The sequence below is a fragment of the Oerskovia sp. PE-21s genome, assembly GCF_056158145.1.
This window is the reverse complement of record NZ_JBUXJM010000006.1, coordinates 37,758-58,807: the sequence shown is the minus strand read 5'-3', so window position 1 is coordinate 58,807 and position 21,050 is coordinate 37,758. Positions and strand designations below refer to the sequence as shown.

The window sequence follows — 21,050 nt, the reverse complement described above, 5'->3', positions numbered from 1 at the left end:
GGCCGACGTGTCGGGGGGCTCAGCCCATCTGGGTGAGCGCAGCCTCGTCGACCTCGTGCTGCAACGGCTCGCCCGCGAGGAAGCGACCGACCTCCTCGACCACGATCGACCCCTGCCGCAGCCGCCCCTGGACCGTCGCGGCGGCGTGGTGCGGCGTGAGGAGCACGTTCGGCAGTGTCCGCAGCGGGTGGTCGACGGGCAGCGGCTCGGCGTCGAACACGTCGAGCGCAGCGTCGATCCGTCCGCTCGCGACCTCGCGCAGCAGGGCTTCCTCGTCGGTGAGCCACGACCGGGCGGTGTTGACGAGCCCGGCGCCGTCGGGCATGAGCGCGAGCTCGCGCGCCCCGACGAGGTGGTGCGTCTCGGGCAGCGTGGGCGCGTGGAGCATGGTGATGCGGCTCGTCGCGAGCAGGGCGTCGAGGCTCACGAGCTCGACGCCCAGCGCCTGGGCGTCCGTGGCCGACAGCGTCGGGTCCGCGACCACGACCTCGGCCCCGAGCGCGCGCAGCATGGTGATCGCCGCGCGCCCGGTCCGGGACGCGCCGATCACGCCGACGCGCGTGCCCGCGATCTCGAACCGCGGTGGCGCGGCCTCGGCGTCCTCCCACGAGGCGCCCGACGCGAGGCCGTGGTGGAACCGCGGGAGCTGGTGCAGCAGGGCCATGGCGAACACGACCGACACCTCGCCGACCGACTGCGCCATGCCCTGCCCGGCCTGCGTCACGCGCACGCCGCGCGCGAACAGCTCGGGCGTGACGAACGGCTTGACGCTCGCGCCCGTGTGCGCGACCAGCCGCAGGTCCGGCAGGCGGTCGAGCAGCGCGGCGTCGAGGCGCGGGGTGCCCCACGAGATGACGAGCACCTGAGCACGCGAGGGGCCCGACGGCGCAGCACCGGTCCGGGCGTCGAGCGTCGCGCCCAGCGTGGCCGGGTCGTCGACGAGGACGACGTCGGTCAGCGCCGTCAGAGTCTCCCATGCCGCGGGCGTGAAGAACTCGGCCCGCAGCGCGGGGGAGACGCTGACGACGCTCGTGGTGCGGCTCATCGCAGGATCATCCCAGCCACGCGTCGAGGTGCTCGGCGATGAACGCGTCGTCCGACGCACCGAGCCACGGGTACGCGGCCGTGACGCGCGTGAGATCGTCGGCCTGCCCGGGCGACAGCGTCTCGGCGGGGTCGAGGCACCAGATGCCCTCGAGCAGTCCCTGGCGGCGCAGGACCTCGTGCACCCCCGCGATGACGCCCGCGAAGTCGTTCGTGGAGTCGAACACCGCGGCGTTGGCGTCGGTGAGCCCGGTCTGACGGGCGACCAGGAGGCGCAGGGCCGCGTCGTCGGGCACGGTGAGCGTGCCGTCGGACGTGACGCCGCGCGCGGCCTGCGCGAGGCGCAGGGTCTCGACCGCACCCCGCGTCCACACGGCCCACTGGCCGAGCAGGCCGCCGACGAAGCGCGCGGTGTACGGGCTCGCGCTCCCCGCGACCGGGACGTCGACCTCGGAGACCAGGTCGGCGATGATCGCGTCGTCGTTGCCCGTGTAGAGCGAGATCTGGTCGGCGCGACCGGACTCGGCCACGCCGCGCAGCACGTCGATGGTCCGGTACCGGTCGAACGGCGCGGCCTTGACGGCCACGACGGCCTCGATCGCCGCGAACTCGCGCCAGAAGTCGACCGAGAGCCGCGGCCCGCCGATCGCCTCCTGGAGGTAGAAGCCGATCACGGGCAGGACCTCGCCCACGGCCCGCGCGCGGTCGAGCAGGTAGCGCTCGACCTCCTCGCGCGTGCCGCTCAGCCCCGCGACACGCGGTGCGAGGAGCACCGCGTCGTAGCCGAGCTCGGCCGCGACCTGCGCCTCGGTCACGGCCTGGGCCGTGGGGCCCGCGGCTCCGGCGACCTGGACGAGCGGACGCGGCCCCGTGGTCGCGGAACCTGCGGGCGCGTTCCCGCCCAGCGTCTCGCGCGACACCTCGGCCGCGAGCTCGAGCACGGGCCGGTAGAGACCGACGTCGCGGATCTCGAACTGCGTCGTGTGCACGCCCACGGCCACGCCGCCCGCCCCGGCCGCGTGGTAGTACCGCGTCAGGGCACGCTGGCGGCGCTCGTCGAAGCGGCGGTCCGCGGTCAGCGCGAGCGGCTGGGCCGGGATGACCGTGCCGGCGCGCAGGAGCGCGAGCGACTCGGGCTTCATGGCGTCGCCCACCGAGCCCATCAGAACTTCCCGTCGCGCACGGTGAACTTGGTGGCCTTGCCGCTCGTGGGCAGGCCCGCGGCGAGCCACTGCGCCTGCCAGTCGACGAGCGTGCGCAGCGAGACGTCGGGATACCCGAACAGCTCGTGGCACAGGCTCGCGTCGTTGAGCAGGGCCGTCCCCGCCTCGGCGCCCGTGAACGACACGTCGCGGCCCAGGCCCGCGCCGAGCAGCCCTGCGAGGCGACGCACCGACGCGGTCTCCGGACCCGTGAGGTTGACCGTGAACGCGGGCGAGGACGCGTGGCCGAGCGCGCGCAGCGCGACCTCGTTCGCGTAGCCCTGCCACACGACGTTGACGTGGCTCGTGGTCAGGTCGACCGGCTCGCCCGCGAGGATCGGCGCCGCGACGTCGCACAGCACGCCGTAGCGCAGGTCGACCGCGTAGTTGAGGCGGATGTTCGCGACCTTGGTGCCGCGCGTGAGGGCCGCGTGCTGGAACAGGCGCTCGCGCCCGAGGCAGCTCATGGCGTACTCGCCGACCGGCCCCGTCGGGTCGTCCTCGGAGCAGCCGCCCGAGGACACGGGCACGAGGGGGTAGACGTTCCCGGTCGAGAACGCGGCGATTGTCGAGTCCGCGTAGCGGCGCGCGACGTCGCTCACGAGCGCGGCGTTCGCGGCCCACGCGAGCGAGGGGGCCGACGACGTGCCGAACTTGGCGCCGACCATGTAGACGACGTCGGCGCCGTCCGGCAGGTCGGCCAGCACGGCCGGGTCACCCGTCATGAGGTCGGCCGTCACGACGTGCACGCCCGCGTCGCGCAGGTGGTCGGCCTGGGCCGGGTCCGACCAGCGCGAGACCGCGTGGACGGCGTCGCCCGTGCGGCCCGCGGCGTCGAGCGCGCGCCGGGCGAGGACCGTGAGGCTCGGGCCCATCTTGCCGCCCGCGCCCAGGACGACGAGGTCGCCCGAGCGGGCGGCCATGTCCGCGACGAGCGCGGGCGAGGGCGTGGTGAGCAGGTCCTCGAGCTCGGCGAGCGAGGACGGACCGGCGGAGCGCCCGACGGCGGAGGCGCCGGCAGGAGCGACGGCGGCGGCGGGCAGGGGGCTGGGTGAGGTCGAAGACACGAGTGCTATCCCTTGATTCCGGACATGGTGACGCCCTCCTGGAAGTAGCGCTGGGCCACGAGGTAGGCGGCGAAGATCGGCACGAAGGAGATGGTCGCGCCGGCGAGGATCATGTTGAGCGGCACGTCCTGCTGCTGCAGCGACGCGATGCCCACGGTCAGGGTCCAGTGGTCGGTGCCCTGGCCCATGATGAGCGGCCACAGGAAGTCGTTCCAGTGCCACAGGAAGACGAACGTGCCGAGCGTCGCGAGGATCGGCTTGCACAGCGGCAGCACGATGCGCGTGAAGATGCGCCACTCGGACGCGCCGTCGAGCTTGGCCGCCTCGAAGAGGTCGTCGGGCATGTCCATGATGAACTGCCGCATGAGGAACACCGCCTGGGCGTTCGCGAGCGTCGGCAGGATCAGGCCCCAGTAGGTGTCCAGGCCGCCGACCTGCGCCATGAGGATGAAGGTCGGGATCAGGGTCACGTGGTACGGGACCATGACCATCGCGAGGAACGACCAGAACATGGCCTCGCGGCCCGGGAACTTCTTCTTCGCGAACGCGTAGCCGGCCATCGCGGAGAACGCGAGGACCAGGACCACGGACACGACCGAGTAGATGAGCGTGTTCCCGAACCAGGTCCAGATGTTCCCCGCGCCGAGCACGCGGTCGTACGCCGCGAAGCCCAGGTTCGTGGGGATCAGGCTCTGCGGGAACTGGATCGCCGCGGCCGGCTTGAGCGAGAGGACGACCATCGCGTAGAACGGGAAGATCGTCACGACCGCGGCGAGGCTCAGCACGACGTAGCGCACGACCTTGCCGCGCCACGTCAGGTCCATGCCCGAGCTCTTGCTGCGCCTGCGGCGTGGTGTCAGGGCAGGCGAGGTGGTGGTGCCGGCAGCGGTCCCGGGGTGCCCCGGGGTGCCGGGGGTGGCGAGCGTGGTCACTTGTCCCTCCCGATGAGGCGACGCTGCACCAACGCAACGACGATGGTGATGATGAACAGCGCGACGCCGAGCGTGCTGGCGTAGCCGAGGTCGAAGTACTTGAAGCCCTGGTCGTAGATCTGGTAGACGAGGCTGTAGCTCGCGCGGGCGGGCCCGCCGCCCGTCATGGTGTAGACCAGGTCGAAGATCTGGAACGACGCCGTGGTCTCGATGACCGCCAGGAAGAACAGCGTCGGCTTGAGCTGCGGCATGATGATGTGCCAGAACCGGTGCCAGGCGTTCGCGCCGTCGAGCGCCGCGGCTTCCTCGAGCTCACGCGGCAGGTCCTGCATGCGGGCCAGGAGGATGAGCATCCCGTACCCGAAGCGCGACCAGATCGACACGAGCGCCAGGGCCGGCAGGACCAGGGTCGTGCTCCCCAGCCACGAGTCGGTCGACAGGCCGATCAGTCCCATGAGCTGCGACCACGGGCCGCCCGTCGAGAAGACCCAGGTGAACACCGTCGCGGCGAGCACGAGGCTCGTGACGACCGGCAGGAAGAACACCGAGCGGTAGAAGCCCGAGCCGCGGAACGAGCGGCGGACCAGCAGCGCCATGAAGGTCGAGATCGCGAGCGACAGCGGCACGATCAGGACGCTGAGGATCAGTGTCACGCGCATCGCGGACCAGAAGATCGGGTCGTTGACCATGCGCTCGAAGTTGTCGAGGCCGGTCCACTCGGCGGTGCCGCCGATCGTGTACTCGAAGAAGCTCAGCCCCACGCCCGCGATCGCCGGACCGAAGCGGAACGCGAGGAAGAGCAGGAAGGCCGGGAGCGCGAAGAGCAGGCCGATCCGTGCCTCGCGGCGGGCCATGGTGCGGCGGAACGCTGATGGTCCTGCTGGTCCTGTCGGGCCGGTCCCCTTCGACGGGCCCGAGGGCCCACCGGACGTGGAACGCGCGACGGGCGCGGCGCCGTCGGGCACGGAGCCCTCGAGACCTGGCCCGAGGACGTCTCCGGACGGGGTGGTTGCTGTCATGGGGTTCTTCTCCTTCGCCTCACCGGGCCGAGGGCCGCCTCAGCGGCGGCCACCCGGCCCGGTGGGTGTGGTGCGAGATCAGCCGAGGAGCGGGTTCGCGGCGGCGGCCGCGTCCTTCATGGCCTGCTCAGGGGTCTTCTGGCCGATGAGCGCGGCCTGGATCTCCGGGGCGAGGATGCCCATGACCTCGCGCGACTTCTCGTTGAGGTCGCCGGAGGTCGTGGCGTCGAGCGTGGCCTCGAGCGCGGCCATGGTCGCGTCGTCGCCGTACAGGCCGGTCTGCGAGGTGTACGGCGTGAACCAGCCCGCGGCCTTCGCGTACTCGGCCGACGCCTCGGGGCGCGTCGCGAACGCGAGCCACTTGCCCGCCGCGTCCAGGTTCTCGGCCTTCTTCATGAGGGCCAGCGAACCGACCGTGCCGTAGCCGACCGACTCGGCCTGCTTGAGGGAGGGGAGCACGACCGTGTTCTCCTCGCCCCAGAAGGTCGCGACGTCGCCGGGGCCCTGCTGCCACGTGCAGGCGATCTTGCCCTGCGCGGTGCGGGTCTGCTCGAACGCCGGGATGGTCGTCAGCAGGTCCTTCTCGACGAAGCCGCCCTCGGCGAGGTCCGTGACGAACTGGAGCGCCTCGACGCCCTCGGGGGAGTCGAACGCGACCTTCGTGCCGTCCTCGGAGAACACCGAGCCGCCCGCCTGCCACAGCAGCGGGTAGAAGGACTCGTTGAGCGTCGCGTCGACCGCGCCCCAGTAGTTCGTGACGTCGTACCCGGCGTCCTTGAACTTCGGGGCCAGGGTCATCAGGTCGTCCCACGTGGCGGGGTAGTTGCCCGACTCGCCGATCGCGTCGAACGCCGCTGCGTTGCACACGAGCGGCTTCGAGTTCATGATCAGCGGCGCGCCCATCATGGCCCCGTCGATGCTCACGGACTTGGCCGCGTTCTCGCGCAGGTCGCCCGTGTTGTCGGTGATGTAGTTGTCGACCGCCGCGAGGGACTTCGCGTACTTGGGGAGCTGGTCGGGGATGAGGTAGACGACGTCGGGGCCCTTGCCGCCCGCGATGCCCGTCGCGAGCGTCTCGTCGCGACCCGCCCACGGGTAGATCTCGACCTTGACGTCGACGTCCGGGTTCTCCTTGGTGAACTCGGCGATCTGCTCGTCCCAGAACGCCTTGTGGGCCGCCTCGTCCGCGATGACGGGGTAGGTCCACATGGTGACGGACCCCGAGGCCGCGCCGTCCGAGGGGACGGGGGTCGAGCCGCCGGCCGCGTCGCCGCCGCCGCAGGCCGTGAGAGCGCCGAGGGCGGTGATCGCTGCGAGAGCGGTCACCACGTGCTTCTTCGGCATGGTCATTTTCGTGCTCCTTTGACGTCGAATGATGACTACCGTGCTGGTTGATCCGTGTGCTGTTGAGCCCGCCCTGCGCGTCGTCGCGCGTGCGGGGTGCTGCTCTGCCCGGGCGGCCGGAGGGCCGCCCGGACGGGACGTGCTGCTAACGGGCCGGGACCTCGACGACGGTGCGTGAGTGCCGCGACTCCTCGGCCGCGAACACGGCGAGGTGGCTCTGGAGGGACTCGACCGCGCCCGACCGGACGTGGCTCGGGTCGCCCGTCGCGACGGCGCGCACGAACGCGTCCATGACGCCCGAGTCGCCGCCGCCGTGGTCGTCGGCCGCGTTGGTCGCGCCGTGGTGCCCCGAGTCGTGGACCGTGACCGAGCCGTCCCGGAAGTCGGTGACCCGGATCTTCTCGCCGTCGCCGTCGAGGCAGCCGTGCGTCCCGAAGATCTGCGTCTTGCGGTGGTCCTGCTCCGAGAACGCCGTCATGGTGAACGTGGCCGCGCCGCCGCCCTCGAGCTCCATCGCGACGACCTGGTGGTCCACGACGTCGTTGTCCGACGCGTAGACGCACCTCCCGTAGTCGCCCGTGCGCAGGGCCTCGATGACCGACGCCTCGTCGGTGCCGTCCGTGACGACCGTGACGGGCCAGATCGCGCCCTTCTCGCGCAGCGTGCCGAGGTACAGGCGGGGTGCCGAGTACGGGCACGTCGGTTCGAGCGGGCAGTCCAGGCAGCGGTCCGCGGCACCCGCCGGGCGCTCCTGCGGACGGAAGTGCTTGAGCGAGCCGAAGCTCGCGACGGTCTGGATGCGCTTGCCCGTGACGTACCGGATCCAGTCCAGGTCGTGGCTCGACTTGGCGAGCAGCATGGGGCTCGACGTCTTCTCCGAGCGCCACGGGCCGCGCACGTAGGAGTGCGCGTCGTGCCACCAGCCGACCGGTTCCAGGTGCTGCACGTTGACGATCTCGCCCAGGACGCCCGAGTCCACGACCGACTTCATGAGGTCCGTGTACGGCATGTAGCGCATGACGTGGCAGACGCCGAACAGGACGCCCGAGGCCTCGACCGCGTCGACGACGTCGCGGCACTCCTCGGCGCTCGGCGCGAGCGGCTTCTCGACGAGGATCGCGTAGCCCTGGGCCGCGAGGGCCACGACCGGGTCGCGGTGCTCGCGGTCCTGCGTCGCCACGATGACCATGTCGGCGAGGCGGGCCGGGGTGCCCGCTGCGACCAGGTCCTCCCAGTCCGCGAACTGTGCGACGGGGGCGGCGTCGGGGTTCGCCGCGGCCGCGCCGTCGCTCACGAGGGACCGCTGGAACGGGCGCGGGTCCGCGACCGCGACCAGGCGCGCACGGTCGGGGTGCGCGGCGATCCAGCGTGCGTAGGTCTGACCACGGTTGCCGGCGCCCACGAGGGCGACGGTCACGGGTGCATCATTGCGGGTCACGAGCGGTCCTTGCGTCGTTGCGGGGGGCTGCGGGGGAGAGCTGGTGGTGCGGGTCGAACGGTCGGTGCGGGTGGAGAGCCGGGCGAGTGCGGCTCCATTTGCTATTTGCTATAGCAACTATGACAGATGATCCTGCGCCCTGACAGCCCGTCAGGTCAACTTGCGACCGAGTCGTTATCTTCGGCCGGTGCCGAGAACGGGGTTGAGGTCGTCACATCACGGTTGACGACCTCAACCCCGTGGTCGAGGCTCGGCTTCGCTCGTCAGAGGATGAGCGTGCCTGCCGTCGAGACCGTCGGGCCGTCGGCCGGGATAGCGACGCGCTGCACGCCGGACTCGACGTTGCCGGTGTGCAGGAGGTAGGAGCCGGCGCCGAACGCGCCGTCGGCGAGCTGGAGGCGGCCACCGGTGAAGGTGGACCCCACGGCCGACCAGCGATTGATACCTGTGTCTAGCTTCACGTGACCAGTGTCGCCCGACGCGGCCACCGATCGTGCACCGTCCAGGTTCCAGGTGACGGGCTTGTCAGCCTTCGCCCGGCTCAGGAACGTGCCACCCGTAGGCGAGCCCTCGAGCCGCGCCCCGTCGCCGACACGCACGGTCTGCTCCGCGGTGCCCGCCGCGACGACCGCGACGTTGCGCACCACGCCGCCACGGATCGTCAGGTCTCCCGACGCCGTCACGGTGCCCTTGCCCTCGGCCGCCTCGAGCGTGCACTGGTCCAGGACCACCGGGCCCGAGCCCGCGAACGACGCACCCTCCAGCCCGTTCAAGGTCGTGCGGACCAGGTGCACGGGGTTGGTCACGTTGGCCTGCGTGATCGGCGTCCCCGGCAGGACGTTGAAGCGGGAGCCCTCGATGACGTTGGGGCGCTTCGAGCGGCTCGACGCCTGCGACACGATCAGGGTGTCGTCGGCCTGGCAGCCGCGCAGCTGGACGCCGTCGGCGTTGACCCACAGCATGCCCGAGCCCGCGAGGCCCTCCTTGCGAATGACCTGGACGTCCTCGAGCGTCAGGTCGGTGACCTTGACGCGCGCGACGAACCACGAGCACACGTGCTTGCTGACCGTGATGCGCTTGGCCGACGAGCCCCACGCCGCGCCCGAGTTGGCGAACGTCATGAGCCCCGAGTTCCCGACGTACGTCAGGTCGTGCTCGTACTGGCCGTGCGTGACGAACGGGCCCTGGTCGTCGCCGTCGCCGTGGCAGTTCTCCACGAGGCCGTACGCCGAGGCCGTCCAGTCGTTGAGGTGGCGGCAGTTCGAGGTGTGGCAGTCGGACACGTGCCCGTACAGGCAGTAGATCTGCTGCGTGAGGTAGCCCGCGCCGCCCCACGTGATCGAGGCCGGGTTGGCGAGCGAGCAGCGCGTCGTCGTGAAGTACGTCGACCAGCGGCGCATCACCAGGGGCCAGAACGTCGCGGCCCCGTGCACGTTCTCGACGTCGCAGCTCACCGCGTACTCGAACGCGAGCGGGTGCGACCCCGTGTACTGGTCGCCGCCCGCGACGCCCACGAACGACAGGTTGCGCACGTGCACCTGCTGCACGGGCTCGACCTTGGTCCACGTGAGCGTGCGCCCCGCGGCGAGCTCCCAGCCGTTGAGGTAGTTGACGCGCACGTGCGTCGCGTCGACGATCTGCGTGACCTGGACCTGGAGCTGCAGCTCGCGCTCCCACTTGCCGGCGAGCGCGTTGACCTCGAGCGCGTACCACTCGCCCACGGCGTACTGCGAGGAGTCGGCGACCTCGAAGTCGTCGCGCAGCTCGGGCATGACGGCCGTGAGCTTGTGGGTGCGGACGTCGTCGGTCACGGTGCCGCGGAAGAACAGGACGGCCGCGAACGGGTCGTCCTGCCCGGCCTTCTCGATGCCTTCGGTCGTCATGGTGTGCCCGCCGAAGTCGAGCTCGAGGTGCGAGCGCGTGAACCGGTGGCGGCGCACGAAGTTGAGGTCGGAGTGCGCCTCGATGCGGCTCACGGTCGGGTCGTCGACGAGCGCGTCGAGCGCGTCGTCGGCCGGGGTGTCCTTCCCGAACAGCCCGAACCAGCGGAAGTCCGCGGTGCCCGTGTGGAGCGTGTGCCACCTTCCCTTGCCCGCGGCGTCCTGGGGGGCCAGGACGGTGCCGCCGTTGGCCGCCGCCTCGCTCTTCGCGTCGTAGCGGACGAGGCGTGCGGCGCCGTCGCCCGGCGTGGCGTGGCCGAGGAGCTGGACGACGGTCCCGTCGTCGATCTTCTTCGCGCGCCAGCCCACGAGCTGGGCGACGGACGACGCGACGAGGACCTCGTCGTCGGGCTCGTCCTTCTTCAGGGGCAGCACGCCCGACGGCGCAGCGGCAGCGGGCGTGGCGGCTGCGGCCGAGTGCGTGCCCATCAGGGCGCCGGCGGCCACGAGGCCGCCGATCCCGGCGACGCGCAGCAGGTTGCGGCGCGAGGGGGCCTCGACCGTGGGGGCCTGGCGGGGCGAGGTCGGCGTCGTCGCCGGCTCGTCGGGGGTCTGTCCGGACGTGATGAGGTTCGTCATCTGCAGGGGCCTTTCATCAGGGGTTCTTCCGGGTGGGCAGGGGGAGCTCGTGCTGTTCACAGCGCGAGCGAGTCGGTGACGAGGACGTGGTCGCCCTCGGGGAAGCCGGTGCGGTCGACGCCCTGCTCGACGCAGCCGGACTGGAGCACGCGCGTGGCCGGGGCCAGGTCGTACCGGCCGCCGCGCAGGCGCGTGCCGACCGCGGTCAGCGCGTCGGTGCCCGCGAGGGCGACGTGGGCGGTGGTCCCGCTCGCCGCGAGCGTGGCGCCTCGCAGGTCCACCTGGACCGTCCCGGGGCCAGGTGCCCGCGAGACCAGGGCGCCCGCGGTCGTCGTGCCGGAGACCGTCGCCCCACGGACCGTGAGCCGCTGGTCGCGGACCGCGTTGAGCTGGATGCCGGTCCCCGTCAGGGTCCCGCCGCTGATCGTGACGTCGGCCGACCCGACGAGCGCGGGGGCCGCGGGGGAGGCCTCGTCGGTCGAGCCCACGAACGTGCAGTCGGTGAACGTGACCGGGCCCGCGCCGCGCAGGATCGTGCCGTCGAACCCGGTGAAGCTCGTCCGGACGAAGTGGACCGGGTTGGCGACCGGGGTCTGGTGCAGCACGCTGGCGACCGGCAGCGAGAAGTGGCAGTCCTCGATGACGTTGGGCCGCTTCGAGAGGTTCGACCGCTGCGCGACCGCGAAGAACGACGCGGTGCACCCGCGCATCTGCACGCCGTCGGCGTTGACCGTGAGGCTGCCCTGCTGGTCGAACGTCGAGCGCGCGACCACGTGCACGTCCTCCAGCGTCAGGTCCGTGATCTTGGTGCTCACCGTGAACCACGAGGCCACGTGCCCCTTGACCGTGATGCGCTTGGCGCTGATGCCCCACTGCGCCCCCGAGTTGGCGATGTCCATGAGGCCGCTGTTGCCCTGGAACACGAGGTCGTGCTCGTACTGGCCGTGCGTCGTGAAGGGGTTGCCGCCCTGGTCGTCGCCGTCGCCGTGGCAGTTCTCGACGAGGCAGTAGGCCGAGGCCGTGAGGTCGTTGAGGTGGCGGGCGTTGTGCGAGCGGCAGTCCGCGATCCGCCCGTACAGGCAGTAGATCTGCTGCGTGAGGTAGCCCGCGCCGCCATAGAAGACCGTCGGCGGGTTCGCGACCGAGCAGCGTTCGGTCGCGAAGAACGTGTTCCAGCGGCGCATGATGACGGGCCACCACGTCCTGGAGCCGTGCACGTCCGACACGTCGCAGCGCACCGCGAACTCGTAGGCGACCGGGTGCGAGCCGGTGTACTCGCGGTCGTCGGGCAGCTCGCCGTCGAGCGGGCCGTCGTATGGCCCGGCCCCGACGAACGTCATGTTCCGCACGTGGACCTGCTCGACGGGCACGACCTTGCGCCACTCGAGCACGCGGCCCGGGGCGAGCTCCCAGCCGTTGCGGTAGTCGACGCGCACGTGCGCCGCGTCGACGACCTCGGTGACCTGCACGAGCCGCTGGAGCTCGCGCTCGTCGCGCCCGCCGCCCGGCCGGGGATCGACCTGCACGGTCCACCAGTCGCCGACCGCGAACGCGGACGAGTCCGCGACCTCGAACACGTCGCGCTGGTCGGGCATGGTCTCGGCGAGCGTGCGCTGCTGGGCCACGTCCGTCACGGTGCCCTGGAAGAACATGACGGCGCCGAACGGGTTGTCGTGTGCGTTGCGCTCGATGCCCTCGGTCGTGATCGTCCGGGCGCCGAAGTCGAGCTCGAGGTGCGAGCGCGTGAACCGGTGGCGGCGCACGAAGTTGAGGTCGGAGTGTGCCTCGATGCGGCTCACGGTCGGGTCGTCGACGAGGGCGTCGAGCGCGTCGTCGGCGGGGGTGTCCTTCCCGAACAGCCCGAACCAGCGGAAGTCCGCGGTGCCCGTGTGGAGCGTGTGCCACCTTCCCTTGCCCGCGGCGTCCTGGGGGGCCAGGACGGTGCCGCCGTTGGGGGTTGCCTCGCTCTTCGCGTCGTAGCGGACGAGGCGTGCGGCGCCGTCGCCCGGCGTGGCGTGGCCGAGGAGCTGGACGACGGTCCCGTCGTCGATCTTCTTCGCGCGCCAGCCCACGAGCTGGGCGACGGACGACGCGACGAGGACCTCGTCGTCGGGCTCGTCCTTGCTCAGACCCAGCGGCGCGGCGAGCGCCGAGGGGGCGAGGCCCGTGGAGAGCGCGAACGCGGTCGCGGTCAGCGCGCCCATGCCCGCGACGCGGAGCAGGCTGCGGCGCGAGGGGGCGGTGGGGGACGTGGGGTCGGGGGAGAGGTCGGGGGCTGCCGCGCTGTCGCGGGCAGTCAGGGGGGTCTTCACGTGGGTCACCCTTCGGACAGGTCGATGAGACGGGTCCGTTCAGGCGTGGCCGACGCGCGGCAACGGGCGTGCGGGTGGAGTCCGGCGGGCCGGGGCTGCGGTCACCGAGGGACGGGGCGAGATGGACGGTTCAGGCTGTGTGCGGCAGGCCGCGACAGCAGGATGGATGCGCTTCGTTGCGTCCGGATGAACCGGGCATTTCCCGGAGATTAGGCCGGTGCTATAGCAATGTCAAGAGGTTGGTGACGACTCGCCAGGTCCGCCGGGGCGAGAGCATCGAGATGCGGCCAACGGGGGTTCACGGCGCCCGCAGGCCCCGGTTGGCCGCATCTCGGCGACGGCCCGTACGGCTGGAGGGCGTGGCGCGGGAGCCTCTCACAGGTAGTCGCCGGGCCAGTGGAAGCCCGCCGCGGGGCCGCCCGTCGCGGCGCGCAGGGCGTCGCTCTCCGCCGTCGAGCGCCGGACCGGGCGCAGCATCCCGGTCACGTCGGGCGTCGTCTCGCGTCCGCCCGGCGTCAGCAGCGCGTCGGTGAGCACCGCCGTGGCAGGGATGCGCGGCAGGCGCACCTCGGCGTGGGTCGCCCCGTGCTCGCGGGCCAGCGAACGTGCAGCGAGCGCGAGCACGCCGAGCGCCTGGCGCCGCGCGGGCGCATCAGGCCCGACGGCGAGCTCCCGCACGCGCAGCACCTCGCCCTCGACCTCCACGACCAGGTAGCCCACGATCGACCCGTCGGGTCGCCGGGCCGTGAGGAGCTCGGCCGACGAGTACCAGAGGGGGATCCGGCGCTGCCAGTGCTCGGCCGTGCGGCGCGTGGTCAGCGGGGAGGCGTGGAACGCGTCGTGGAGGCGTGCGAGGTCCTGCCACGGGAGGTCGGCACCCCAGGCGGGGAACGTCGTGGGGACGGGGGAGTTCGCGCGGGGCGGCTGCTCGTGGCGAGCGAAGATCCCGGCCGAGCCGGGCTGCTCGGGGCGAGCGGCGCCGTCGGGCAGGAGGGGGCCGCGGGTGACGGGGACCTCGAAGGTCTCCCAGCCGCTCGGGCGGTAGACGCCCGGGGTGCCCGTGAACAGCAGCGAGGCATCCATCCCTGCGGCGGCCATGTGCACGACGGCCTCGGCGAGCGTGAGGCGCACGAGGCCGCGGCCGCGCAGGTCCGGGGCCGAGGCGACGTTCGCGACGCCGCCCACGGTGAGCGTGGTGGGCGCTCCGTCGGGGCCGGAGAGGCCCATGAGCGTGCGGGGGGCCCAGTAGACCGAGGCGACGACGCGGTCCTCGGCCGCGGTCACGGCCGGGAGGACGGCGACGACCGTGCGGTCGAGCCGGCCCTCGTCGGTCTCGTAGACCGGGACCATGAGGGGCGCGTCGAACGCGGCGGCCCACAGCGCGTACAGCGACGGGACGTCGGCGGGATTCGCGGTGCGGAAGTCCATGGGGCTCCTCGGTGAGCGGTGAGCGGGGCGCGTCGGTGCAGGTGAGGCGTGTGCGCGGGGCGGTCGGCGGTTTCGCCTTGACGGTTTGCTATAGCAAGAATAGTCTCGCATCCACGTTCTCGAGTGAACGATGCACGGCAACGAAGCACGTGCGAGGTCGGGCTGGACCTCGCACGAAGTGTCCATCCCTCGACCGTCCCCCTTCCCACTGCCGACCATGATGGCTACGGTCGTGATTCGCCCCGATTCCGACGCCCACCGCATGTTCGAGGAGCGCCTTCCGCATGGTCGACCATCGCCGCACCGTCCCCGGGGCGGTGCTCGTCGACCTCGACAACACCCTCGTCGACCGGGCCGGGGCCTTCGCGGCCTGGGCCTCGGCCTTCGCGAGCGACCGCAGGCTCGGCTCCGCCGCCGCCGCGTGGCTCGTCGAGGCCGACGGCGACGGCTACACGCCCCGGGCCGTGCTCGCCGAGCGGATGTGCGCGCGGTTCCACCTGCCCGACGACGTTCCGCACCTGGTCGAGCGTCTGCTGTTCGAGCACCTTCCCTGGGTCGCGCCGTACCCGGGCGTGCCCGCGCGTCTCGACGCGCTGCGCTCGGCGGGGATTCCCGTCGTCGTCGTGACGAACGGGACGGTCGACCAGCAGCGGGCCAAGCTCGACCGGACCGGCCTCGCGGACCTCGTGCCGGGGGTCGTGATCTCGGAGGAGGCGGGCTTCGCGAAGCCCGACCGGCGAATCTTCGAGGCGGCGCTCGCGGTGGCGGGTGCCCCGGGAGTTCCCGCTGGGCAGGGTGTCGCCGGTGCGGGGCGCGCGTGGATGGTCGGCGACCACCCGGTGGCGGACGTCGCCGGGGGGCGGGATGCGGGCCTGCGGACCGGGTGGGTCGCGCACGGCCGCGCCTGGACCGAGGAGTGGGCGCCCGACGTCGTGCGCGGCTCGACGGTCGAGGTGCTCGACGCGCTCCTCGACGTGTCCCGCGAGGCGCGCCGAGTGTGACTTTCGGGCTGTCAGGGCCGGGTTCGTGACGACCCGAACTGCACGCTCGACGCGAGCGACGGCGCGACGGTCGCGGCGCCGCGCCCCGGTCAGGCGCCGCCGCCCTCCTCCGTGGGTTCCTCGGCGACGTCGCCGTCCTCGGTGTGGCTCTCGAGCCGTGCCGCGGCCTCGCCGATGTGCTCGGCCATGACGGCCCGCGCCCGCTCGGGGTCGCCGCTCGCGATCGCGTCGATGATGAGGTTGTGCGTCTCGGCGTGCGCGACGCGGGCCTCGGGGTCCAGCGCGACGTTCGCTGCGCGCAGGAAGCCCGTGATCCGGGAGCGGAGCTGGGACGTGATGGTCATGAGCATGCGGTGGTCGGCGAGCTCCCAGAGCTGCTCGTGGAAGCGGCGGTCGAGCTCGAACACGCGCGCCGAGCTGCCGCGCTCGGCGGCGTCGACCATCTGCTGCACGGTCTTGCGCAGGCGGGCCTCGGTCTTGGCGTCCCACTCGGCCTGGACGCGCACGACGACGAACTGCTCCAGGAGCGTGCGCAAGCTCGAGATCTCCTCGAGGTCGCGGCTCGTGAGCGCGGCGACGCGGGCGCCCCGGTGGGGGAGGCGTTCGACGAGCCCTTCCTCGGTGAGGCGGGTCAGGGCCTCGCGCACGGGGATGTGGCTCGTGCCGAGGCGTTCGGCGAGCTTGCGCTCGACGAGGCGCGACCCGGGCGCGAGGTCGCCGCTGAAGATCGCCTCTCGCAGCTCGACGGTCACGCGGTCGGCGACGTTCAGGTCGGGCACGCTCTTGAGCGCCATGGGTTCTCCGTAGTGTTCTGCGGTCCGATCCGGGAGGTGCCCCGAAGGATAGCGGTCGGCGAACTGGGCCCGGCTGCCCGCCCGCGGTGCGTGCCGGGGCGAGGGCTGTGCGGGGCGCACCGTCGTGCCACCATCGAGGCGAAGGGCCACCGGACGGCTTGCCCCCTCCCTACATGCTATAGCATTCGAGGGTTGACGCACAGGCTCGAGGAGGATCCATGGTGTCCCTGCACGACCAGGTGAAGGTGCCTGGTTTCCGCGGACTGGCGGGCGTCGCCCGCCGAGACGTCACGCCGCCCGTGGGCATCCGCGCCCGCAACTGGGGGCCCGCCGACTGGAACGCCTCGCAGGGCACGCACCGCGCGATGACCCTCACCGCGATCGCCCTCGGGCAGGAGACGCCCGGCAGCGCGTCGTCGCGCCCCACGCCCGACGGCGCCGCGCGCCCCGGGCAGGTCAGCACGCCCGACGGCGCCGCTCACCCCGAGCCCCCTGCTTCCCCTGAGCACCCCGATGTTCCCCACGCCGAACCTCTCGTGATGATCACCGTGGACGCCACGTGGTGGCGCCGCGTCGACGACGAGCGCGGCGTCCGGGACGCGGTCCTCGCGGGCCTCGGCCTGGCGCCCGAGCGGCTGCTCGTCTCGTTGTCCCACACGCACGCGGGCCCGGTGCTGTGCAGCCACGACGCCGACCTCGAAGGTGGCGAGCTCGTCCCCGCCTACCTCGAGCACCTCGCGGCGCAGGCCGTCGACGCGGGCCGCGAGGCCGTCGCCTCGCTCGCCCCCGCGACGCTCGAGTGGACGACCGGGCGCTGCTCGCTCGCGGCCGACCGCGAGCTGATCCTCGGCGCGGGCGGGTCGCACGGCGAACCCGTCGTCACGGCACCCGACGCGTCCGGTGCCACGGCGTCCGCCGGTCCCGGCGCCCCGGTGGACGTGACCGAGGACTTCGGGCTCCCCGTGATCGGCTTCAACCCGACGGTTCCGCGGGCCGCCGTCGACGACACCGTCGTGATCGGCCGCCTCAGCCGGGTCGAGCCCGGGCCCACCGGAGAGCCCCTGCCGACCACGACGCCTCTCGCGACCATCGTCAACTATGCGTGCCACCCCACGACGCTCGCGTGGCAGAACACCCTGGTCTCCCCGGACTACGTGGGCGCGATGCGCAACCTCGTCGAGGAGTCGACCGGGGCCCCCGTCGCGTTCTTCCAGGGCGCCTCGGGCGAGCTGGCCCCGCGCGAGCAGTACACGGGGGACCTGGCGGTCGCCGACCGGCACGGCACCTCGCTGGGGCACGCGGTCCTCGCGGCGCTCGCCGAGCTGCCGCCGCCCGGCACGGCTCTCGAACTCACGCACGTCGTGCAGTCCGGAGCGCCGCTGGGCGTGTGGGAGCCGCGCCCCGTCGAGGGCTCACGCGTGCTGCGCGCGGTGAGCGACGTCGTCGTGCTGGAGCTGCGGGACCTGCCGAGCCTCGCGCAGATGGAGGCCGAGTGGGCCGACATCGACCCGCGCAGCCGCGACGAGCGGCTGCGTCGCGCGCGCAACCTGCGCGACGGCTACGTGACCGGCCCGACCGTCGAGCACCCCACGTGGGTGTGGCAGATCGGGGACGGGTTCCTCGTCGCGCACCCGGGCGAGGCCTACTCGCGCTTCCAGCGCACTGTCCGCGAGCACGCGGGCGACCGTCCGGTCGTGGTCGCGAACCTGACCAACGGCCCGGGCTTCGTGTACCTGCCGACCGACCAGGCGTACGTGCGGGGCGCCTACCAGGCGTGGCAGTCGCCGCTCGCGCCCGGCTCGCTCGCACGGCTCGAGCAGCACGCGAACCACCTCATCGACACCTTGACGGCGGCGACGCCGGCACCCGCGCAGACTTCCACGGAGGACCAGTGAGCACCACGACCACCCCGACCGGCACACCCACGGGCGCCCCGCTCCGCACCGCGATCGTCACGGGCGGCGCGGCCGGCATCGGCCGACAGATCGCCGAGCGGCTCGCGGCCGACGGCCACCGTGTGGTGTGCGCGGACGTCGTCCAGCACGACCTGCCCGCGCTCGACCTCGCGGCCCTGCCCGCCGAGCCGAGCCTGGTCTGGATGCCCCTCGACGTCACGGACCACGCGGCCGTGGGGGCGGCGTTCGACGCGGTCGCCGCCGCGACGGGCAGCATCGACGTCCTGGTCAACAACGCCGGGATCCAGCGTCACCGCGGTATCGAGGACCTGAGCTGGGACGAGTGGAAGGCCGTGGTCGACGTCAACCTGCACGGCGTCTTCACCTGCCTCCAGGCTGCGGGGCGGCACATGCTCGCTGCGTGCCGCGGCGCGATCGTCAACATCTCGTCGGTCTCGGCGCGCGGCTCCGCGGGCCGGGCCCCGTACTCGACGACCAAGGCGGCCGTGATCGGCCTGACCTCGACCGCGGGGGCCGAGTGGGCCGCGCGCGGGGTGCGGGTCAACGCGGTCGCGCCCGGGTACATCGACACGGGCGTCTTCCGCCAGGGCGTCGCGGCCGGGACGCTCAAGGAGGAGACGATCCTCGCGCGCATCCCCGCGGGCCGCCTCGCCGACGCCTCGGAGATCGCGAACGCCGTGAGCTGGCTCGTGTCCGACCAGTCGCGGTACGTGATCGGCCAGACCCTCTACGTCGACGGCGGGTTCATCGTCGACTACGGCGTCCCGCTCGCGAAGAAGCCGGAATGACGAGCCGAGCCACGAGCCCGGGCGGGCTCGCGCGCATCACCGAGGTCCGCACGTCGACGACCGTGGTCGCCCTGCCGCAGCCCCTGCAGCTCGGGGCCATGACGGTCACGCGCCGCGAGTACGTGGGCGTCCAGGTCCGTGCGGTGCTGCCGGGCGGCACCGAGATCACGGGCGTCTCCTACGCCCTGACGCGCGAGGCGCCCATGGCGGAGATCGTCGAGCGCCTCGTCGCACCGCACGTCGTGGGCCGCGACCTCCCGGTCGACGACCCGGCCGCGGGGGTGCGGGCGGCGTGGGACGCCGCGCTGCGCGGCTCGGCGATCGTGGGGCGCGTGGGCCTGGTCCGCCGGGCGATCGGCCTGGTCGACGTCGCGCTGTGGGACGTCGCGGGCAAGGTCGCGGGCGTCCCGGTGTGGCGCCTCCTGGAGTCCGGCCCGGTCGCGCCCTCGGCCCGCCCGGCGATCCTGGTCGCGGCCTACCCGACCCCCGGACGCACGGCCCGCGCCGTCGCCGACGAGGTGCTCGACCGTGCCCGCGAGGGCTGGCCGCTGCTCAAGATCTCCCGATCCCCCGACCGCGACCTCATGCGCGACCTGCTCGCGATCCTGCGCGCCGAGCTGCCCGGGGTGACGGGCCGCGAGGCCGAGGCCGGTCGCAGCGGTGTCGTCGTGGACGTGGGCTTCGGTTGGCGCGACGCGGACGAGGCGCTCGCGGACCTCGACGCGTGGGGGATCGGTGCTCCGTCACCGGCCGGGGAACCGCCCGCGCTCGCCTGGCTCGAGGACCCCGTGCTGCCCGAGGACGCCGCGGGGGCCGCGCGCATCCGCGAGGTCACCGGGCTGGCGCTCGCGATCGGCGACGAGGTCACGGACCCCGAGGTCTTCGCGCGGCTCGCTGCGCTCGGCGCGCTCGACGTGGCGCGCGTGGACGTGGTCGGGATCGGCGGCCTCACGGCGGCCGACCCCCTGGTCCGGTCGTGGCAGGACGCGGGGCTCGTGACGTCGAGCCACGTGTACCCCGAGGTCAGCGTGCACCTCGGTGGCGCCCAGGGGATCGGGGTCGAGACGTTCGAGCGCTCGCCGCAGGGCAACCCCTACGACCCGGCACCGCTGCTCGTCGAGGGCGGCCCCGAGTTCTCGGCCGGCACGGCGCTGCCGCCCGAGGTCCCCGGCCTGGGCTTCACCCTCTCGCCCACGTACTTCACGTTCGAGCCCGCCCCCTCGCTGCCGAGCATGCGGTTGGCGTCCGAAACGGGCCCCGGGACGACGCCAACCGCATGCTCGACCGACGACAACCGCATGCTCGGCGACCAGGAGGACCGATGACCGACCCGACCAGCACGCCCCGGGCGGGCTCCGCCGTCGGGCACGACGACGAGCGAGGACCGGTGTCCGCCCAGAACCCGACCGGACAGGCCTCCGTGCCAGGACCAGCCGCGACCCGCAGCGTCGTGGTGACCGGGAGCGGCAAGGGCATCGGCCGTGCCATCGCGGCGCGGCTGACCGCGGACGGCTGGGCCGTCGTCGGGCTCGAACGGAGCGCCGGCTCGGGGACCGTCGAGGAGGGCGTCTGCGCGGCCGTCGTGCTCGCCGACTCGCGCGACCGTGAGTCGCACCGCGAGGCCGCGCGCGTCGCCCGGGCCCTCGCGCCGCTCGCGGGCTGGGTCAACAACGCGGGTATCACCCGGACCACGCCGCTGCACGCGCTCGGCGACCCCGCGCGCGCCGCGGAGATCGAGCGCACGGCGCGCGACATCGTCGAGATCAACGGCCTGGGCTACCTCTGGGGGGCCGCCGCCGCGGTCGAGGCGTTCACCGACCAGGTGAGCGGCGGGTCGATCGTGAACGTCGGGTCGATCCACGGGCGGTCCTCGTTCGTCGACCACGCGGCCTACGAGCTGACCAAGGGCGGGATCGACGCCCTCGCACGCAGCGTCGCCGTCACGTACGGGCGGTACGGCATCCGGGCCAACACGGTCGCACCGGGCGGGGTCCGCACGCCGCACCTCGACGCGCAGATAGCGAACGCCGTCGACCCCGAGGCGGAGGAGCGCGGGCTCGCCGAGGGCCCGCCGCTCGGCCGCATCGCCGAGTCGGCCGAGATCGCGGCCGTGGTCGCGTTCCTGCTCTCGGACGAGTCGTCGTACGTCTCCGGCCAGTCGATCGCGGCCGACGGCGCGTGGACCGCGTCGTTCGGGACGCTGCCGCACGACGCCCGGCTCGACGCGCGGTACGGGCTCGACTGAG

The 21,050-nt window shown here is 72.9% G+C and carries 16 protein-coding genes; 5 read left to right on the top strand and 11 right to left on the bottom strand.

Annotated elements, in window-relative coordinates; genetic code table 11:
- Nucleotides 1-19: 19 nt before the first annotated feature.
- The 10 genes from ACZDYF_RS12785 to ACZDYF_RS12740 form a co-directional block, all read right to left on the bottom strand.
- Nucleotides 20-1,045, bottom strand: a complete 1,026-nt coding sequence (locus tag ACZDYF_RS12785) for a hydroxyacid dehydrogenase (protein ID WP_475057309.1) — start codon at nt 1,043-1,045, stop codon at nt 20-22.
- A gap of 7 nt (nt 1,046-1,052) precedes the next feature.
- Entirely contained in the window at nt 1,053-2,198 is a 1,146-nt protein-coding gene (locus ACZDYF_RS12780) for a dihydrodipicolinate synthase family protein (protein ID WP_475057307.1), read from the bottom strand.
- 8 nt (nt 2,199-2,206) lie between these two features.
- Nucleotides 2,207-3,313, bottom strand: coding sequence for an NAD-dependent epimerase/dehydratase family protein (locus ACZDYF_RS12775; protein ID WP_475057306.1), 1,107 nt, complete (start codon nt 3,311-3,313; stop codon nt 2,207-2,209).
- A 5-nt stretch (nt 3,314-3,318) separates the two neighbouring features.
- Complete coding sequence (locus ACZDYF_RS12770) at nt 3,319-4,245, bottom strand: carbohydrate ABC transporter permease (protein WP_051703238.1); 927 nt, start codon at nt 4,243-4,245, stop codon at nt 3,319-3,321.
- Nucleotides 4,242-5,264, bottom strand: coding sequence for a carbohydrate ABC transporter permease (locus ACZDYF_RS12765; RefSeq protein ID WP_475057304.1), 1,023 nt, complete (start codon nt 5,262-5,264; stop codon nt 4,242-4,244). Before ACZDYF_RS12765 ends, ACZDYF_RS12770 begins: the two co-directional genes overlap by 4 nt.
- Before the next feature lie 78 nt (nt 5,265-5,342).
- Nucleotides 5,343-6,614, bottom strand: a complete 1,272-nt coding sequence (locus ACZDYF_RS12760) for an ABC transporter substrate-binding protein (RefSeq protein ID WP_475057302.1) — start codon at nt 6,612-6,614, stop codon at nt 5,343-5,345.
- Between the two features lie 139 nt (nt 6,615-6,753).
- Nucleotides 6,754-8,025 carry a Gfo/Idh/MocA family protein gene (locus tag ACZDYF_RS12755; protein ID WP_475057300.1) on the bottom strand — a complete coding sequence of 424 codons (1,272 nt, stop codon included), beginning with the start codon at nt 8,023-8,025 and terminating at the stop codon, nt 6,754-6,756.
- Between the two features lie 284 nt (nt 8,026-8,309).
- On the bottom strand, nt 8,310-10,565 hold the full coding sequence (locus ACZDYF_RS12750) for a peptidase C14 (protein WP_475057298.1): 2,256 nt from the start codon (nt 10,563-10,565) through the stop codon (nt 8,310-8,312).
- A gap of 56 nt (nt 10,566-10,621) precedes the next feature.
- Nucleotides 10,622-12,877, bottom strand: a complete 2,256-nt coding sequence (locus tag ACZDYF_RS12745) for a peptidase C14 (RefSeq protein ID WP_475057296.1) — start codon at nt 12,875-12,877, stop codon at nt 10,622-10,624.
- Nucleotides 12,878-13,252: 375 nt separating this feature from the next.
- Nucleotides 13,253-14,305 (bottom strand): GNAT family N-acetyltransferase, encoded by a 1,053-nt coding sequence (locus ACZDYF_RS12740; RefSeq protein ID WP_475057294.1) that lies wholly within the window; start codon nt 14,303-14,305, stop codon nt 13,253-13,255.
- Between the two features lie 284 nt (nt 14,306-14,589).
- Here ACZDYF_RS12740 and ACZDYF_RS12735 point away from each other — a divergent pair, with 284 nt between their 5' ends.
- Entirely contained in the window at nt 14,590-15,306 is a 717-nt protein-coding gene (locus ACZDYF_RS12735) for an HAD family hydrolase (RefSeq protein ID WP_475057292.1), read from the top strand.
- An 89-nt stretch (nt 15,307-15,395) separates the two neighbouring features.
- Here the strand turns inward: ACZDYF_RS12735 and ACZDYF_RS12730 are convergent, their stop codons facing one another.
- Nucleotides 15,396-16,100 (bottom strand): GntR family transcriptional regulator, encoded by a 705-nt coding sequence (locus ACZDYF_RS12730; protein WP_475057290.1) that lies wholly within the window; start codon nt 16,098-16,100, stop codon nt 15,396-15,398.
- Between the two features lie 218 nt (nt 16,101-16,318).
- On the opposite strand from ACZDYF_RS12730, the gene ACZDYF_RS12725 reads away from it, so the two are divergent.
- The 4 genes from ACZDYF_RS12725 to ACZDYF_RS12710 are packed head-to-tail and all read left to right on the top strand — an operon-like array spanning nt 16,319 to nt 21,049.
- The gene (locus ACZDYF_RS12725; RefSeq protein ID WP_475057288.1) at nt 16,319-17,995 is read left to right on the top strand and encodes a hypothetical protein; all 1,677 of its coding nucleotides are present in this window, start codon (nt 16,319-16,321) and stop codon (nt 17,993-17,995) included.
- Complete coding sequence (locus ACZDYF_RS12720; RefSeq protein ID WP_475057286.1) at nt 17,992-18,804, top strand: SDR family NAD(P)-dependent oxidoreductase; 813 nt, start codon at nt 17,992-17,994, stop codon at nt 18,802-18,804. The genes ACZDYF_RS12725 and ACZDYF_RS12720 overlap by 4 nt, the downstream gene beginning before the upstream one ends.
- The gene (locus tag ACZDYF_RS12715) at nt 18,801-20,129 is read left to right on the top strand and encodes an enolase C-terminal domain-like protein (RefSeq protein WP_475057284.1); all 1,329 of its coding nucleotides are present in this window, start codon (nt 18,801-18,803) and stop codon (nt 20,127-20,129) included. Before ACZDYF_RS12720 ends, ACZDYF_RS12715 begins: the two co-directional genes overlap by 4 nt.
- Nucleotides 20,126-21,049 (top strand): SDR family NAD(P)-dependent oxidoreductase, encoded by a 924-nt coding sequence (locus ACZDYF_RS12710; protein ID WP_475057279.1) that lies wholly within the window; start codon nt 20,126-20,128, stop codon nt 21,047-21,049. The genes ACZDYF_RS12715 and ACZDYF_RS12710 overlap by 4 nt, the downstream gene beginning before the upstream one ends.
- Nucleotide 21,050: the final 1 nt, after the last annotated feature.